16 protein-coding genes are annotated in these 16,230 nt (G+C 62.2%); 1 reads left to right on the forward strand and 15 read right to left on the reverse strand.

Features of this window, described 5'->3' with window-relative positions; genetic code table 11:
• Positions 1–50: 50 nt before the first annotated feature.
• From ACMV_RS13065 to merA, 13 genes are all read right to left on the reverse strand, one after another.
• Complete coding sequence (locus ACMV_RS13065) at positions 51–611, reverse strand: TlpA family protein disulfide reductase (RefSeq protein ID WP_013640731.1); 561 nt, start codon at positions 609–611, stop codon at positions 51–53.
• Complete coding sequence (locus ACMV_RS13070) at positions 608–1,330, reverse strand: SCO family protein (RefSeq protein ID WP_013640732.1); 723 nt, start codon at positions 1,328–1,330, stop codon at positions 608–610. Before ACMV_RS13070 ends, ACMV_RS13065 begins: the two co-directional genes overlap by 4 nt.
• Complete coding sequence (locus ACMV_RS13075; protein ID WP_231844415.1) at positions 1,327–1,893, reverse strand: class I SAM-dependent methyltransferase; 567 nt, start codon at positions 1,891–1,893, stop codon at positions 1,327–1,329. Before ACMV_RS13075 ends, ACMV_RS13070 begins: the two co-directional genes overlap by 4 nt.
• A gap of 44 nt (positions 1,894–1,937) precedes the next feature.
• Positions 1,938–4,091, reverse strand: a complete 2,154-nt coding sequence (locus tag ACMV_RS13080; RefSeq protein WP_013640734.1) for a protein-disulfide reductase DsbD family protein — start codon at positions 4,089–4,091, stop codon at positions 1,938–1,940.
• Positions 4,088–4,594 carry a hypothetical protein gene (locus ACMV_RS13085; RefSeq protein ID WP_013640735.1) on the reverse strand — a complete coding sequence of 169 codons (507 nt, stop codon included), beginning with the start codon at positions 4,592–4,594 and terminating at the stop codon, positions 4,088–4,090. The genes ACMV_RS13080 and ACMV_RS13085 overlap by 4 nt, the downstream gene beginning before the upstream one ends.
• A gap of 66 nt (positions 4,595–4,660) precedes the next feature.
• The gene (locus tag ACMV_RS13090; protein ID WP_013640736.1) at positions 4,661–4,987 is read right to left on the reverse strand and encodes a hypothetical protein; all 327 of its coding nucleotides are present in this window, start codon (positions 4,985–4,987) and stop codon (positions 4,661–4,663) included.
• A gap of 35 nt (positions 4,988–5,022) precedes the next feature.
• A complete protein-coding gene (locus tag ACMV_RS13095) occupies positions 5,023–5,508 on the reverse strand; it encodes a DUF411 domain-containing protein (RefSeq protein ID WP_231844416.1) in 486 nt (161 codons plus the stop codon).
• Positions 5,505–6,920 (reverse strand): multicopper oxidase family protein, encoded by a 1,416-nt coding sequence (locus ACMV_RS13100; RefSeq protein WP_013640738.1) that lies wholly within the window; start codon positions 6,918–6,920, stop codon positions 5,505–5,507. Before ACMV_RS13100 ends, ACMV_RS13095 begins: the two co-directional genes overlap by 4 nt.
• 598 nt (positions 6,921–7,518) lie before the next feature.
• A complete protein-coding gene (locus tag ACMV_RS19380) occupies positions 7,519–7,875 on the reverse strand; it encodes a hypothetical protein (RefSeq protein WP_048857996.1) in 357 nt (118 codons plus the stop codon).
• Between the two features lie 103 nt (positions 7,876–7,978).
• Positions 7,979–9,583, reverse strand: a complete 1,605-nt coding sequence (locus tag ACMV_RS13110; protein ID WP_013640740.1) for an APC family permease — start codon at positions 9,581–9,583, stop codon at positions 7,979–7,981.
• A gap of 200 nt (positions 9,584–9,783) precedes the next feature.
• Positions 9,784–10,323 carry a hypothetical protein gene (locus tag ACMV_RS13115; RefSeq protein WP_013640741.1) on the reverse strand — a complete coding sequence of 180 codons (540 nt, stop codon included), beginning with the start codon at positions 10,321–10,323 and terminating at the stop codon, positions 9,784–9,786.
• Positions 10,320–10,928, reverse strand: a complete 609-nt coding sequence (locus ACMV_RS13120) for a TlpA family protein disulfide reductase (protein ID WP_013640742.1) — start codon at positions 10,926–10,928, stop codon at positions 10,320–10,322. Before ACMV_RS13120 ends, ACMV_RS13115 begins: the two co-directional genes overlap by 4 nt.
• Positions 10,925–12,364, reverse strand: coding sequence for a mercury(II) reductase (gene merA, locus ACMV_RS13125; RefSeq protein ID WP_013640743.1), 1,440 nt, complete (start codon positions 12,362–12,364; stop codon positions 10,925–10,927). Before merA ends, ACMV_RS13120 begins: the two co-directional genes overlap by 4 nt.
• 125 nt (positions 12,365–12,489) lie before the next feature.
• On the opposite strand from merA, the gene ACMV_RS13130 reads away from it, so the two are divergent.
• Complete coding sequence (locus ACMV_RS13130; RefSeq protein WP_013640744.1) at positions 12,490–12,888, forward strand: MerR family transcriptional regulator; 399 nt, start codon at positions 12,490–12,492, stop codon at positions 12,886–12,888.
• Positions 12,889–13,042: 154 nt separating this feature from the next.
• Here ACMV_RS13130 and ACMV_RS13135 read toward each other — a convergent pair whose 3' ends face one another.
• Together ACMV_RS13135 and ACMV_RS19385 are read right to left on the reverse strand one after the other, a co-directional pair.
• Positions 13,043–14,818: a DUF3363 domain-containing protein gene (locus ACMV_RS13135; RefSeq protein ID WP_231844417.1), complete on the reverse strand. Its 1,776-nt coding sequence runs from the start codon at positions 14,816–14,818 to the stop codon at positions 13,043–13,045.
• A gap of 679 nt (positions 14,819–15,497) precedes the next feature.
• Positions 15,498–16,202, reverse strand: coding sequence for a lytic transglycosylase domain-containing protein (locus ACMV_RS19385; RefSeq protein WP_197535786.1), 705 nt, complete (start codon positions 16,200–16,202; stop codon positions 15,498–15,500).
• Positions 16,203–16,230: the final 28 nt, after the last annotated feature.

Consider the following 16,230-nt stretch of genomic DNA (forward strand, 5'->3'; position numbering starts at 1 on the left):
ACCAAATCCCGTCTTCTGGCCGACACGCAGTCCTGGTGTTCCGTCTTTGGTTATTCATGGGAAAGCCCGGCTATCTGATGGGTCATAAATCTGACCACCGAAGGACTGTCCCAGACCACGGCGCCGGTTTCGCGGCCGATCTGCCTGCCGTTCGGGTCGATCAGAAAACTGGTCGGGACACCCTCTAGATTGAGGACCTGCATGGCGCTGCCGCTCGGGTCGAGAAAGATGCCGAGATGTTTGATCTTGATCTCGGCATAGAATTTCCTGACCGCTTTCAGCCCACCGGAATCGATCGAGACCGGCACCACTTCGAAATGCGGACCGCCAAGTCGGGCTTGGAGCCGGTCCAAAGTCGGCATTTCCTTGCGGCAGGGGATGCACCAGGTCGCCCAGATGTTGAGGAGTAAAAGTTTGCCGTGGAAATCGGCGAGCGTGAGGGGATGACCGGATGCGTCGGAGAATTTGAATGTCGGCAACGGCTTTGGTGTGGTGATATAAAGCGGCGGGGCGTTCGGGATGGCGGCTGCCCCGGATCGCGGCAGGCCAAGCGCCGCGCCGGAAGCTGCGAGGGCAAGAAAATCACGCCGTGAGGATGGCGACAGGGTCATTGGGCGATCGCCTTTTTCATGATGTGGACGAGTTGCGGTACCGTGATGGACACCGGGAACAGATTCTCGAACTTTCCGTTCGGCGCCATCAAATAAATGAAGGTTGAATGACTGATCAGGCTCTGGCCGGAGGCTTCGTGATCGGTCGTGTTGAAATAGGCGTCGTATTCGCGGGCGACCTTGGCGATCTCCGGTACCGGCCCGGTGAGACCGATGATCTTGTTGCTGAACTTGGGCAGATATGTCCTAAGCACCGCCGGCGTATCATGGGTGGGATCGACGGTGATAAAGACGGGAGCAACATGTTTGGCGAGCTTCCCCAGCGCGTTCATCATGATCGCCATTTTTTCGAGTGTCAGAGGGCAGTCGTCCGGGCAGCGCGAGTAACCAAAATAGACCAGCATCCAGCGCCCGCGAAAACTTGCCGGTGTCATCGCCTGGCCGAACTGGTTTGTCAGGGTGAACGGGCCGCCGATCGGCGCGCCGGGAGAGATCGCCGAGTCGGTGGTGGTTGCCAGCCGGCCATGCGGCCTGCTCCAGCCGAGCAGATGCGCCAGAGTCTCGAGCGTATTGTGTTCCGTCACCCCGATAATGCCGGGATCGATGGCGATGGCGGTCAGTGCCGCACCGAGGCCAATCGCCCCGCCGATCGCGATCCGCCGCCCGATCCGGTGACCACGCCGGGGCTGATAATCTGAATATTCGCTCCGGTCGGTCATACGGGATGGGCCTTGCCTTCATAGAGATAATTATGCGTCCGCGGACCCGGCATCCGGTCATGCGACAGGCGCTCCATGTGAAACCCGGCCTCCATAATCAACGCGTCGATCTTGCGGTTGATATGGCAGCCGCCGGCGATCAGTCCCCAGGGGCGATCGAGCCGATCCTGCCAGCGCGCAATGCCGGGTTCCGGCGCGCGGCCATGCTCGATGAACAGAAGCGTGCCGCCAGGCTTGAGCACCCGCCGCGCCTCGCGCAGCGCCTGCACCGCGTTCGGGATGGTGCAGAGCGTCCAGGTGGTGACGACACTATCAATGCTTGCAGTGTCGATCGGCAAAGTCTCCGCCGAAGCCTCGATCAGTTCGACTGGCACGATGGCGCTCGTGACACGATCCTGCGCCATGCCCAACAAGGCGGACGAAGGATCGACGCCGGTGACCGATGTCACACCGGCGCCATAAAGCGGCAGGTTGAGGCCGGAGCCGACGCCGAATTCCAACACGCGTCCCTGTGCCGCGCCGATGACGCGCGTGCGGAATGGCACCAGCGCCTGCTGCCGCATCATAAAATTCAGAACATGAGGAAGAATCCTTCGGTCGTAGAAATTCATCGTGCGGCCTCCGTACGGGGTGGTGGTCCGGCCGCGCGCCGGAATGCCTGCATGACGACGCCCGGTGTCAGCAGAGACGGCAGCATGATGCCGGATGGTGCGCCGGGGCCGTAGACCACGTCGAGCGGCACTCCATACCGTCCGAAGCTGCGCAAATAGGCGGTGATCGGCGCACTGGGGCGGGTCCAGTCGGCGCGCATCGCGACCACGCCGGGCGCGCGCAACTGCCGCGCCACCGGGTTACGGTCCAACACCGTGAGCGCATTGACCTTGCAGATCAGGCACCATGCGGCGGTGACATCAACGAAGACAATCTTGTTTTCGCCAATCAACGTGACGATGCGGGCCTGGTCGAATGTCTGCCAGATCGTGTTGTCGGCGCGTTGTCTGGTGGGTGCCAAGCTGGCCGGGGTGACCGACGGTTCGATAATGGCAAGGGCGACGGCAGCAATCACCGCGAAGGCTCCGATGCGGCGCAATCGGCCCTGGCTATTCCCGAGACGATGACGCCAGAACAGCAGCGCAAGCATGACGAGAATTGTAGCGCCGATGACCAGTGCGGCCATGGGCGAGACGACCGCTTCGATGATCCAGACCAGCCAGATCGCCGTGCCCAGCAGGGCAAAACCGAGAAGAACGCGGAGCACAACCATCCAGCGCCCGGGCTTTGGCATCCAGCGCACCAGGCCGGGGAAAGCCGCGACCAGCAGGTAGGGCAGCGCCATGCCGATCCCGAGGGCTGCGAAAATGCCCAGAATGACCAGTGGCGCGCGAGCGAGCGCGAAACCGACCGCGACGCCGATAAAAGGTGCGGTGCAGGATGTGGCAAGAAGCGTCGCAAAGACGCCGGTCAGAAACGCTGCGGTTCTGGCACTGGCTTCGCTGCCCATGGTCGCGGTTCGTGCCGCAAGCCCGGGGAGCGGGATCGGCAGCCACTCCCACAGGCTTGCGGCGAACAGCGTGGTGATCGCCGCCATCGCGCCGAGAAACCAGGGTTGCTGGAACTGGATGCCCCAGCCGATTGTGGCACCCACCGCCTTCAACACGATGATAATGAAGGCGAGAGCCGCGTAGGAAACAATGATCCCCAGCGCGGTTGCCAGTAGCGTGATCCGTAAATCCCGCCGCGCGCCGCCCGATGCTCCGGCGAAGCTCATGAGTTTGAGCGACAGGACCGGGAGCGTGCAAGGCATCACGTTCAGGATCAGACCGCCGAGCAGCGCGATCGCGAGGATCAGCATGATGCTCACACCGGTGCCATGTGCGGGCACGGGGCCGAACACCGGGGTTGCCGAAAACGCCGCCGCACCCAATCCGTTTTCCAGCGTGAATCGCAGTTTTCTTCCGGCGATGGCGGCCGCTTTTTCGCCCTTGAGGGTCACACTCAGCACGCCGCGCCGATGTCCGGTATCGAGCCAGATTTTTGGGGCACCCGGCGTTGCGGTCGAAAAATGGTTCTGGATGAACAGATCGGGGCGCGACAGGCGGGCGCCATGCGCATCGACAACAAGGGACAATATCGTCGTATTCTTGTGTCCAGGCGATTTGGACACCACCACTTGCAACAGGCTCAACCCCGCTTGAGCCAGCGTGCCTGGCACGCGTGTCCAGGCCTTGGCGATCAGGGGCGCTTGCGGTCCGGGGCTCGCGAGGCCCGCAGGCAGGGGAAGCACAAGCTTGGCGGTGTAGGGGATGCAGATCGTCTTGCACGCCGAATAATGCACGAGCGCGTGCAGAACCATCGGCGCGCCGGGGTGTTTCGGCACGATCGATAGCGGCAGGACAACGCCGTGCTCGTAGCCCTGGGTAACCAGGCCATAGAGCAGATAGCGGTGCGGTGCAGGCCAGTACATTTTGGTCGATTTGACGTTGGTCGATCCCGCCCAGTCGATCGAGGGCGGAATGCCCGCGGCACCCGGATTGCGCCAATAGGCGTGCCAGCCACGCTCGAGCCTGATCTGCAAACCTGCGTCGATCTGCGGTGCGTTGCCCACAGCCTCGGTCGCGGTGATCAACCGCGCCGCCGCGTGCCGGTTGCCGACCCATTGGGTGCTTGCGGCTAAAGCAGATGTTATCGAAAACACCCCCAGCATGAATGTCAGGATGAGTATCAGAATGGCGGCAAGACGCGGCTGCGACCGGATGATCATCGGCAGGTCTCGACGGACAATGCGCAAGGGCGGCGATACGCGAACCAAAGCGCCACTCCCGGCACGACGACCCATTGCAGGAAAGGCGATAGACCGGTGCCGAGCACCGGCAGAACCGGCATCGCCGGGCTATAGGCCCACGCGCCGCGCACCACGACGTTGAGCCACTCGCTGAACATTGTATAGGCGACACCGCTCGTGAGCGTGACGAGAACGGCACGCCCGCCATTTGCAAACGGCCATTGCCGCCCGGCCGCAATGATCCCGAACAGCATCGTGACGGAGCCGATCAGCAGATCGCCGATCCAGCAATGCAGCACGGCAAAAGCAAGATAGGCGAAGCGTGCCGTCCGCCAGATCGTGTAAAACGGCAGTTGCATCGTTTCCCAGACAAGATTGCCGATCGCCATGGTGACGAAATACCGGCGCAGCACGGTGCGGCCAGCCACGGTGGTCAACTGCGTTGGCAACCCTAACATCGCGAGACGGCAATTGATGCGCATGTCGTTTGTCCAGAAGGTAGACGGCCCGGTGACGCGGAGAGCAGCGCGTCCCCGGGCGCCGATCCGTTACGACTTTTTCGGGGCGGCTTTGCCCATCATGGTGCCATGATGAGCGCCCATCGTGCCATGACCCATGTTGTCGGCCATCTTGTTCATCACGCGGGTGCAGGCGTTCATCATCGCCATCATGCCCATCATGCCAGCCATACCACCGCCCGCCATGCCGGCACCGGTCTTGCCCTTACCGGTCATCTTGCCCCCCGACATCATGCCGCCGCTGTTCGTGGTTTTGGCCTGTGGCGCGGGTGTGGTCGCGGCATTGGCGATCATCGGCGCGGCGAAGACCGCGACGGACATTGTGGCCGCGATGAGTGAAGTCCTGAATTTCAGCATTTGTGAGTTCTTTCTGTGATTGCCGAGCACAATGCTCAATTGACGGTTGCGAACACGACCGGTTTCGGCGTGCCGACCAGATAGACCGCGATCGGCTCGGCTTTCATGCCTGCCATCGCCGGCATTCCCGGCAGACCGACCGGCATTCCCGGAATCGCCAGCCCTTTGGCCGAGGACGGTTCGGCCAGGAATTTCTTGATGAGCGGGGCCGGAATGTGGCCTTCGAAGACATGGCCGGCGAGCTTGGTCAAATGACAACCGACCAGCGACTTAGGAACGCCGGCTGCCAAAGTGACCTGCTCGAGATTGGGTGTTGGAATCACCGTCACCTTGAAGCCGTTCTTGTCGAGATATTTGGCATAGGCTTCGCAGCACGAGCAGGACGGATCCTTGTAGAGCGTTGCCTTGATCGGCGCGGCGGCAAGCGCCGAGACCGGCGCCAAGGCGGCCAAGGCTACGGTGGCATTGAGCAGGGTGCGTCGGTTCATCGGTTTGACTTTCATCTTTGGTTTGAGGGTCATGCCACGCGGATCACCGTCATCAGCCCGTTCGCCTGGTGCTCGATGACGTGACAATGGAACATCCAGTCGCCCGGATTGGTGGCGGCGAAGGCGATTTCGACCGTATCCTTCGGGCGCAGGATCACGGTGTCGCGCAGGTGCGGATAAGGCTCTTTCACACCGTTGCGCGACAGCACCGAGAAACTGTAGCCGTGCAGATGCATCGGGTGCCAGAACGCGGTGTGGTTCACCAGCGTCAGCAGCGCGGTCCGGCCGAGCGGAATCGTGAAGATCGGCGCCATGCCGTCACTCGTCCGGCTGCCGTCCTTGATACCCCAGATGGGAGCGGGCTTGCCGTCGGCTGTCATGCCCATGCCGCCCATCATGCCGCCAACGATATCCAGATGGTGGCGGATCGGGTTGCTGAGATCGGGCTTGGGCACTGGATTTGGCGGCAGGATGATCGGCTGTGCCGGCAAGGAGCGCCGGCGCGGTTGCTGCTTCGTGTAAGCCAGCGTCACCAGCCGATAGGTCGCATGCCGGCCGTAGAAATCGTCGATGACGGGATAATCGCGGCCGGGCTGGCCGGTCGTATCGAGCTGCAGATCGACCCGCTGGGCCGGTGCAATGATGACCTGTCCGTTGGCGGGCTGGAAAGGATGACAAGGCTGACCGTCGAGCGCGATCACCGTGACCCGATGCCCCGTGAACCGCAGTGCCATGAACCGGGCGAGGCAGGCATTGACCATTCGGATGCGGAGCCGTTCCCCGGCACGCAGCTTGATCGGTCCGGGGACGACACCGTTGATGGTCACTACGCTGCCGATCCGCCCACTCATCGCCGCTTCCATCGGCGTGTCGAAACCCGGCACGAACTGATCGTTCGGCTCGAACGCCCAGTCCTGGAGCACCCAGAGCAATTCGCGGTCGAACGGTGGCGGTTCCGGCTCTTTGACGATCAAGGCCCCGGCCATGCCGCGACCCATCTGGTGCGCCGTATGTTCGTGCGGGTGATACCAGAAGGTGCCGGCATCGGGTGGGGTAAACGCGTAGTGGAAATCGGCACCCGGCCGGATTGGCTTCTGGGTCAGGAACGGCACGCCGTCCATATCGTTCGGCAGCCGGATGCCGTGCCAGTGCACCGTGGTGCCCTGGTCGAGGCCGTTGGTCACTGTGGATTGGAATGGGACGGCCTGGTGCATGGTCACCACCGGGCCGGACACCGTTCCGTTATAGGCGAGAACATCGGTTTTGGGGCGGTTTGCACCCAGGATCGCGGCCTTGGCAGGAGCTGGCCGCAGATCGGCGGTGATGGCACGGCTGGTTGCCGCGTCGGCAGGCGCCGCCCAGGGTAGCACGGCAGCCGAGGCGGCAGCGCCGCCCAGCTTCAGCAGAGTCCGTCGTCGCACGACGGACGGATATTCGATCGTCATAAAATCTGATCCCACGCAGACCGTGGATCGGGCATTTGGCAGGCCGGATCACGGTCAGGTTGGGCGCGTCAGCGCCCGAACAAAGCGGCTACGCAAACCACCGGAGATTTGCGCACACAACCAATGCTAGCCGCCGGTCCGGGAAAACCGGAAGGCGGTCAGCTCAGCGCGAGGGATCGAGGTGGCGGCGCGTCCGGTATGGGACGCAGACCGAGATGGGATGACGCGGCTAGCGGGTGATACGTCGTCAACACAGTGTCGATGAGCGCGACAGCGCTTGCCCCGCTTATCGGTAATGCCACCGCACTGGTGCAGGTCGGGGCGATGCAGCGCGCGCCCATGGGACGATGGTGCGCCTGGCCCGGACTGTGATGACCCGAGCAATCATGACCAATGCAGACAGGTGCCGTCGCGACCGCCTGTGTCATCGGCATCGCGCGCGCGAACGCCGGCACGCTCGTGGCGAGCACGAGAGCAAGGGCGATCAGGAAGTGTGTCATGGTTCGGAACACGGATTATGCATATGTCTCGCGCGACAGTCTGGCAAGGGGGAGAACTTGGCGGCGTGACCTGCAGGTAGAACCACGACACCTCACGATCACAGGAAATCGGTGAAATTTGCGTGTTCGACCATCAAGGTGCCGGCAAGTAGGATCACGCCGAGCATCAGGATCAGCGGTGTAACGGCATAGGTCTTGACCGAAAACTGAAAATGGCCGCGCGCGGCGAGCCGTCGCATCTCGCATCCCCAAGAAACCGCCCCAAAGGCCAGCAGAATTATCGATCCCCACAACCACCAACGCTCATAGGGACCGACGAGCAATTGCAGGTGCAGCGTCCACGCGCCGGCAAGGCCGGTGCCGGCCAGCATGATCGGCAGCGCGCAGCACGCCGCACAGCCGAACGATGAGACCAGACCCGTGAGGCTCAGCGTCGGGGACCATCGGCGCGTCATTCGGGAAACCCGTAATTGCAATAGAGAATGTACCTCGGTTTGGTTTGAGTCGGATGACCGTTGGGTGCCATTTCACGGATTATACCAGATCGAGAGAAATGTTTCAGATTTTGGTGGCTGTCGGGATTTGTACTTGCGATGTGGCGATCGACGCCTTCGCTTCCGCCGGATCGGGAAGGCCGGCGCGCGCGGCAATAATTAAAATCGCGACACTGAACAGCACCAGCACCACCGACAGGGCAGCATCCGACAGCGCGCCGGTTCCTGCGGTTAGGTTCTTCGGCCCCAAATTAGCCAGCGCCCATAGCCCCGCGAAATATGGCGCGATCCACCACGCGCCCGCGATTTCCAGATGCCCGAACCCGCCATACATCACGCGCTGTGTAATCGCGTAAAGCGCCGCGACGATCAGCACGTACAGCATGATCACGTTGGCAGTGTGCGCGCCGGTCCACACGATGATGAAATTGGCCACGATGAACGCTAATCCCGCGACCGGTATTGCGAGCGGCAGTTGGAACGGGCGCGGATAGCGCGCGACCGGCATGGTGCGGCGCAGCGTGATCAACGAAACCGAGGCCATGCCGTAGGACAGCAGGGCTGCCGCCGATACCACCTTGATGATCGCCCGCCAGGACGGCAAAGGCAGCAGAAAAATCACCCCGATCGCAAAAGCGGCAAGCACACCGACGATCGGCACACCGGCGCCCGAAAGCCGGGCGAATGGTCCGCGAACCAGGCCCTCGCGGCCGGCGGCGTAGAACAGGCGCGGTGTCGAGGTATAAGCGATGATGCCGGTGCCGGCCGGTGACACGGCGGAGTCGATATACAGCAGAACTGCCAGCCAGCTCATGCCCATCAAGGTCGCGAGGCCCGCGAACGGGCCGGACAGGCCGGTGAAATGCAGTTTGCCCCAGCCCTGCGCCAGCGCGTGCGGCGACAAGGCGCCGATGAAGACGGTCTGCAACGCCGCGTAGAGCAGACAGCCGATCACCACCGAGCCGATGATCGCGATCGGCAGATCGCGCTTCGGATGGCGGGATTCGCCCGCGAGCTCGACCGCCTGACGAAACCCAGTATAGGCGTAGATCACGCCAGAGGTGGCGACGGCCGAAAAAATGCCCGCGACCCCGTGCGGGGCAAAACCGTGCGCGGTGAAATTTCTGGGGTGAAAGCGTGCGAGCAGAAGGGCGATGGCGGTCAGCGCCGGAATTGCCAGTTTCCAAATCGTGACGATCCCGTTGATCCGCAGAACCAGCCTTATCGCCAGCGTGTTGATCAGGGCGAACATCGCCAGCAGAGCGACCGCGGCCAGAAAACCCGACTGGCTCAGCACGCCGCCCGGCGACACCAAGCCGTGATAATAATTGTTCGCATAGGTGACCACGGCCGTGGCTTCGGCCGGCGCCGAGGTCAGGTAGCCCAACAGCACCACCCAACTCATCACGGTGGCGAGCAGCTTGCCGTGACTGAGCTTGGGCAGCGCGATCACCGCGCCCGCACGCGGAAATGCGGTGGTGAGTTCGGCATAAACGAACGCGAGCAGCAGGATGGCGAACCCGCCGATCGCCCAGGCGATCAGCGATGCCGGCCCGGCCGATTTCGCGGCATTCAACGGGCCGAACAACCAGCCTGAGCCCACGATGCCGCCCAGACTGGCGAGGATCAGACCAAGGACACCCGCGTCACGCTTAAGACCACCACTCATGCAGCCGCGTGGGCCATGGTCTTCGTTGCTATGTCAAGGTCGAGCATCAGTTCCGATAATCTGATCCGCCACTCCGACGGCGGACCCAGGGAGGTGGACGAGGTGGCGCATGTATCGATGATGCATAAACCGGTGCCTGCCAGCAAGGGCGGCAACACGCTGCACGCCCGTGCGGCTCAGCATCGGAGCCCATCGGCGGTTCATTTTACTGGCCTGCACTCGCAATAGAGAACGCGCCTCGCGTTGCCCTGAAGCCCCCAGGCCATCAGCACGATGGCTGCTGCATAAAATTCGAGCTCATGCGTGGCAATGAAGCCTTGCAACGGCGTGGCGGCAGCGCCGACCGCCGGCAGGCTTGCCGCGATCGCGGCGATCGTGATCGGCAGAATCGGCGAGCAGCACAGCAACGGCGCAATCAGGGCGACGATCGAGCCCGACGCACTGCCGACGACACCGCCGCCTGAGCCCATGCGCCAGCCATAGACGCCGAGCGGTAGGGTCAGCGCCAGCAGGCCAGCCATCACGATCGCCAGGAACACGTCCTGGACGGTCAGAAACGGCAGCGCAACCAGACCGACGGCGCCCCCGGTTTCGCTTGCCGGCAGCAGCATGAGGTAGAAAGTGAGCAGGACGATAAAACTGATCGCCGCCCACATGCGATAGCCGGGGTGCCCAAACACCAGCCGCAACGCCCGGGGTATGACCATCGATCGGGCGCGGATAACCGCAGTCGCACTCATTTTGAATCCGACGCAATGAAATGCTCGATCTTTCCGAATGTCACCGAAGGTGCCGAGGACGTGGCGACGATCTGGTTCTGGGCGTCGATCAGCTGATAGATGTCCACGTAATGGTGTGGATCATACGCGGCTGCCAGTTCTTTTGTCGCATCGCCGAACACGAAATGCGGGTCTTTGAGCAACGTGGGCGCGACCTGTGCGGCAAATTTTTCGATCGTGATCCCCGGATAACCGCCGTTCTTGTAGTCGCGCAGCACAATGATCTTCAGGTTCGACCGGTCGATCAGTGCTTGATGATGCGCGAATGCTTTCAGACCTGCTTTGCAACTGCCGCACCAGGTCGCGACTTCCCAAATGATCAGCTTCTGACCGTGATAGGTCGCCAGTCTCACCAGATGCCCCCCCGACCGGAACGACGCGTCCGGAGCTGTCTTGGCCGATGTGACCGGCGGATTCTCAGGTGCCATCATCGGGGAAGGCGTCGCATGTGCGTAGGCCGGAACCAGAGCGGCGGCGGCAAACGCCAGGACAAAAATTGTAGATTTCGGGGTGAGATGACGTAAGCGTTTCATGGCGTTGGTTGCCTTCGGGTTGATGGTGGTCATCCGGCGCAGCAGGAGAGTTTGGCGACATCCTTCTGGAATCCCAGCGACGCGAGCTTCAGCCCCTCGACCGTGGTCAGATACGGGAACAATGTATCCGCCAGATCGGTGACCGTGAGGTCATGCTTGATCGCGAGCACGGCGGTCTGGATGCTGTCGGCGCTCTCGGGTGCCAGAATATGCGCGCCGAGCAGCCGCAGGCTGCCCGCCTCGGCGACGAGTTTGATCAGCCCACGTGTATCACGTGCCGCGAGCGCGCGTGGTACCTGGACAAGATCAAGCCTGACGGTGCGGATATCCTGGCCCTGACGGCGTGCTTCGGTCTCGGTAAGGCCGACGCTGGCAACCTGCGGATCGGTGAACACCACCTCGGGCATCGCCCGCGAGTCGTACCGGAGGATGTCACCATTCAGGGCATTCTCGGTCGCGAGCTTCGCGCCATAGGCTGCCATGTAGACATACTGGTCCCGCCCGGTAACATCGCCCGCCGCATAGATTCCGGGCCGGTTGGTGGCGAGATGCTCATCGGTCGTGATCGCGCCGTTCCGATCGAGCGCGATTCCGGCGGTGCCTAGACCCATACCGCTTGTGTTCGCGCGCCGCCCGGTGGCGATCAGAACTTGTTCAGCTTCGATGGTCTGGGCGGTTTCACCCGCCAAGAGGTCGAGTGCGACACCTGCTTCCGTCTGTCTGATTTGCCGATATGTTACGCCGCATTCGATCGTGACGCCCTCGTCACGCAAATAGCCGGCAAGTGCATCACTGATCTCCGGCTCAAATCCCGGCAACAAGCGCGAGCGGCAGACGATGGTGACGGCAACGCCAAACCGTGCGAACATCTGACCCAGTTCACAGCCGATCACCCCGCCGCCGATGATCAGGAGGGATTTGGGCAAACGGTCCAGCGCGAGCGCTGTGGTGCTGGTGAGATAGGGAACCTCGTCCATTCCGGGAATCGCGGGCACGGCGGCCGAGGCGCCGGTGGCGATCACCACACGATCGGCTGGGAAAATTGCACCGCCCGCCTCAATCCCCGCATCGGTAAACCGCGCGCGGCCCTGAACATAGCGGATGGTCTCGTATTCCGGGAGCAGCGCCTGGTATTTGGCCCCGCGCAGATCGGCGACGAGCTGGTCCTTCTGTGCCATCAGGGCCGACCAATCATTGATCCGCGCAGCACCCGCGATGCCGGCGAAGCGGCTGGAAGATTTGGCATGATGCAACGCCTCGGCCGCGCGGATCAGGGTTTTCGACGGCACGCAACCGATATTCACGCAGGTGCCACCGATCGTGCCATGACCGATCAAGGCCACGTTCGCGCCGAGTTCGCTCGCCCGGATCGCGGCGGAAAACCCCGCCGATCCAGCACCGATCACCACCAGATCGGGGGTCGTGGCGCGGGAGGATGCGCAGCAATCATGTGTCGTCACAGCGTCCATGCCGTTGGTCCTTGTGGTGAGATCTGGATGGGCCTAGGCGACGATGTATGGGATCTGTAGTAGGTTCAGGTGCAAGCGAAAAAAATGCCCGCGCGCTCACAAAGGTGCGAGACGCGTTGGAACCGATGATCCTGATTGGCGCGCTAGCCACGCAAACGCGGTGCAATATCGAGACGATCCGGTTCTACGAGAAGATTGGCGTGTTGCCAAAACCGGCGCGCACCGAGGGCGGCCATCGAATGTATGGCCCCGCCCACGTCAAGCGCCTCAGCTTCATCCGCCGCGCGCGTGAACTCGGCTTCACGCTCGACGAGGTGCGCGCTTTGCTGCGCCTGGCAGACGAGCGCGATCGCCCCTGCGGCGAGGTAAAATTGGTCGCCGAGGCTCATCTCGCGGAAGTGCGGATCAAAATCACCGATCTGCGCGCCATGCAAAAGGCGCTGACCACTTTGGTCACGCAATGCGACGCCGGCGACGGAACCGATTGTGCGCTCCTCGAAGCCCTATTACGTCAGCGAACCTGATGGCGTAAAGCCGGTCGCGCTTTCTATGCATAGATGCAACCGAGCCCTGAAATTAATCGATTTGACTGATCTACCCGACCGCATGCTGGGCACCTTGACGATGAGCCAGATGACCCAGACTGGGCAGCTTCGGGTCGGAGAGGGCTGATCGCCATCAAAGGCCCAATCCACGGTCCCGACCGAGCTGCCAGGAAATCCCGCCCTCGGTGACGAGTCCGACAACGTCTCGGCCAAGACTACGCTCGATGACCGGCCGCCAAGGCACGAGGAGGAACTCCTTGGCGTTTTCGATCAGCGCATAGCGGCCCGAAGCAAGCTGCACCGTCTCGCGATAGATGCCGCGGATCGTCTCGCCTCGCGTCGCCAACCGGAACGGCTGGTCCCGCGTTGTGGCAATCTCCGCGCCAACTCGCGCCAACTCTCGGCCTTCGAGCGTTGCCAACAAATCTCGCCGGTAGAACACCCTTCCCTTCCCGTCCCGGCGCGCATCGCCGTGCGCAATGTGATGTTGCCGGCGTTGCTCCAGCGCCGTTTCAATTTCCGCGCCGAAGCCGGCCATGGTAACCGGCAGGCGGTCCCTGCCGATGAGTTGGCGATCCAGCCAGACGGCACCGTCGCTGGCGATCTGCGCCTCAAGGTCAAGCGTCGATAACACGCGCAGGCTGCCGCCTGGCGATCGTCCGGCATCATGGAGAGTGGCACTTTGTTCGAACCCGGTTGGAATGCGCCAATGATCGGCATCCACCCGCTCGACAAGTCCCGCGCGCCGCAGCGCTTCCAGCCGGCGGATATGCGCCTCAACATAGGCGTCTGGATCGACGATCCCCCGATCCGCGCGCACTACTGCGAAGTGATCTGCGGTCCGATATATGCCGTCGTTCTCTCTCGCGAGGTGCGCGATATTTTGATCGGCCGCGCGCGGTTCGCGACCTGCGGCGCCAACCTCGAGGATGGCGCCGATCGGTGTGGTCTCGATGATCATCACTCCAGTCGGAAGCTCGATATAATGGGTGCGGCCGTCGATACCGTCGATGATCAGATGAACGCGATCACCCAATTCGTCGGCACCAAGCCCACGACCAAGAAGGCGGCCGGTGATCGGGGTTTCGATCGCCTCATCCTTGCCATGAATGACGATCTGTTCCGCACCGCGCTGAACCTTTTGGCTCGCCATCGCGCGATGCATGGTTTTGATAATGTCGCCCTGCTCATTGAGCTGGCGGAGGGTCTGCTCCATCTGAGGCTTCAGCAACCAGCGGCCAGTATCGATCTCCTGGGCAAGACCAAGCCGTTGCAGCACTTGCAATCGCGCTATCCGGAGGTGTCGATCAGAATCGGCATGACGATTATTTCCGGTGGCTCGCGTGTCGACGATACCGTCCGCCATCTGGCCGGCTTCCCGCAGCAGGGCACGGTCGATCCGGGTCAGTTTTTCCCGATCGATTTCGCGAGAGAGTTTCTGCTGCCGCTCGAGCATGGTTTCTGGACCAAGTTCGATTGTCGCAAGTTCCGACGCGCGTTCGCGGATGCCGTGCGCGAGATAGGCTCCGGCGATTATCAGGTTCTCGCCCAGTTCATCGACGCCGCGGATTACGATGTGCGTATGTGGATGGCCAGTGTTGAAGTGATCGACGGCAACCCAGTCGAGCTTTGTCGCAAGATCCTGCTCAACCTGATGCATCAGGTCGCGCGTGAAGGATCGGAGATCCGATAGCTGCGGTCCATCCTCGGGCGCCACGATCAGCCGGAACTGGCGCGGATCTCCCTCTGCCCGATCCAGAAAGGCAGAACCATCGGCGCGATCGGACGTCGCCGAGTAGAGGCGGCCCCAAGCACCATCGCGGGTCACGCCATCGCGCTGGAGATAGCGAAGATGCACCGCGGCGGCGCGGCTGCCGGCGCGCATCGGGACGTAGCGCGCCTTGACCACGACCCTGCGGGCACCTGGTCTGATGTTCGACCAACCATGGGGGGATGCTGCCCGTCCGCGCGTGAAAGTGGCGCCACGGCCGCGCTTCGCGGGAAGGCTGGCAATATGACGACCGGCGTCCGTTGATGGAGCTGCAGTTGATCGGGTGAGCGATCCCGCGCGGGAGATCGCGCGTTTGATTTGCGCCGATGCCAGAGCCCGGCGGTCATCTCGGCTACGCTTCCGTCCAAACCGGGGGCGAAGGGGTAAATCATCTTCATTGTGAGCCATTGCCTGATCATGCCGATGACCTCGGAAATCGAGAAGGTGCCTCGATAGCACGGCAGAATCTGAGGCGAGAACACCCGAATCGCCAAGATGGCCGTACTCTCCCGCGAACATTTGGCACGGTGCGTAGTCTCGATAACCCAATGTGCAGACACGAAAATCGCAGCGGTCAGGGCCGTGTGGTGCCATGCACCTTTATCTTGCCCTCCGTTAAACTGCAAAATCTCTTCTGAATCCCGGGAACTTTGTCAGTCGCCGATTCTTGCCAAATGACGTTTCTGATGCGCTCGGTCACTATTTCAGCCGTCAGAGCGCGCCATATTGCTGGCCCCGCTTAAACAATAGTCGGTGCGCAAAGTCGATGCAAAGAACACGCAGTCTGCCGGCGCAAATGCGGGCAATTTTGCCGCTTTCATGGTGTCGCAGCAAACGATTCTTGCTGTCTGACCGAGTCAACTCTTGCCACGAACAGACCACTATCGGCGCTTGGTGCAGGATGTAGGATCGTCCGCAAATCAGTCGCGGATTGGTAGCTGAATATCGAAACCGGCGCGCGACTTTCGCTGATCTGCGGCGTCTCCATCGATGCATTGATCTCCTGCGCGACTGCCGCAAGATAGCGCTGCGTTTGCGCCGGTAGTGCGCGATCGGTGAGCAGCGCTCGCTCAAGCCGAGCCGGACCAGCGTTATAGGCCGCCAGGAACCACGGCGCGCCAAATCGATCGAACATCTCGCGGAGATACGCCGTGCCGGCCATGATGTTGTTGCGCGGCGCATAGGGATTGGCGCCGAGATCGTAGCGGGCGCGCAGTGCGGCGTAGGTCTGTGGCATCACCTGCATCAGGCCCATGGCGCCCGCAGATGATCGGATTGGCTGGCCGTCCAGCATCAAATGACCGCCACTTTCGACGCGCATCACGGCTGTGATCCAACGTTCCGGCACACCAAATCGACGCGATGCAGCCGCGATGTCGGGCTGCCAAACGGCGCTACTGGCGCGGCTATGGCCGACCACGCTTGCCCTCGGGATCTGGCAATGGGGCGATCCATGGAGCGGGATGAACAGCGCTGCTTTGGCAGCAAGACCGCACGTCGCGACCAAGGTTACGAGGCCCATGGTTCGCATCTCCAGGTGATGAAAATGT

This window comes from Acidiphilium multivorum AIU301 (genome assembly GCF_000202835.1).
GTDB lineage: Bacteria > Pseudomonadota > Alphaproteobacteria > Acetobacterales > Acetobacteraceae > Acidiphilium > Acidiphilium multivorum.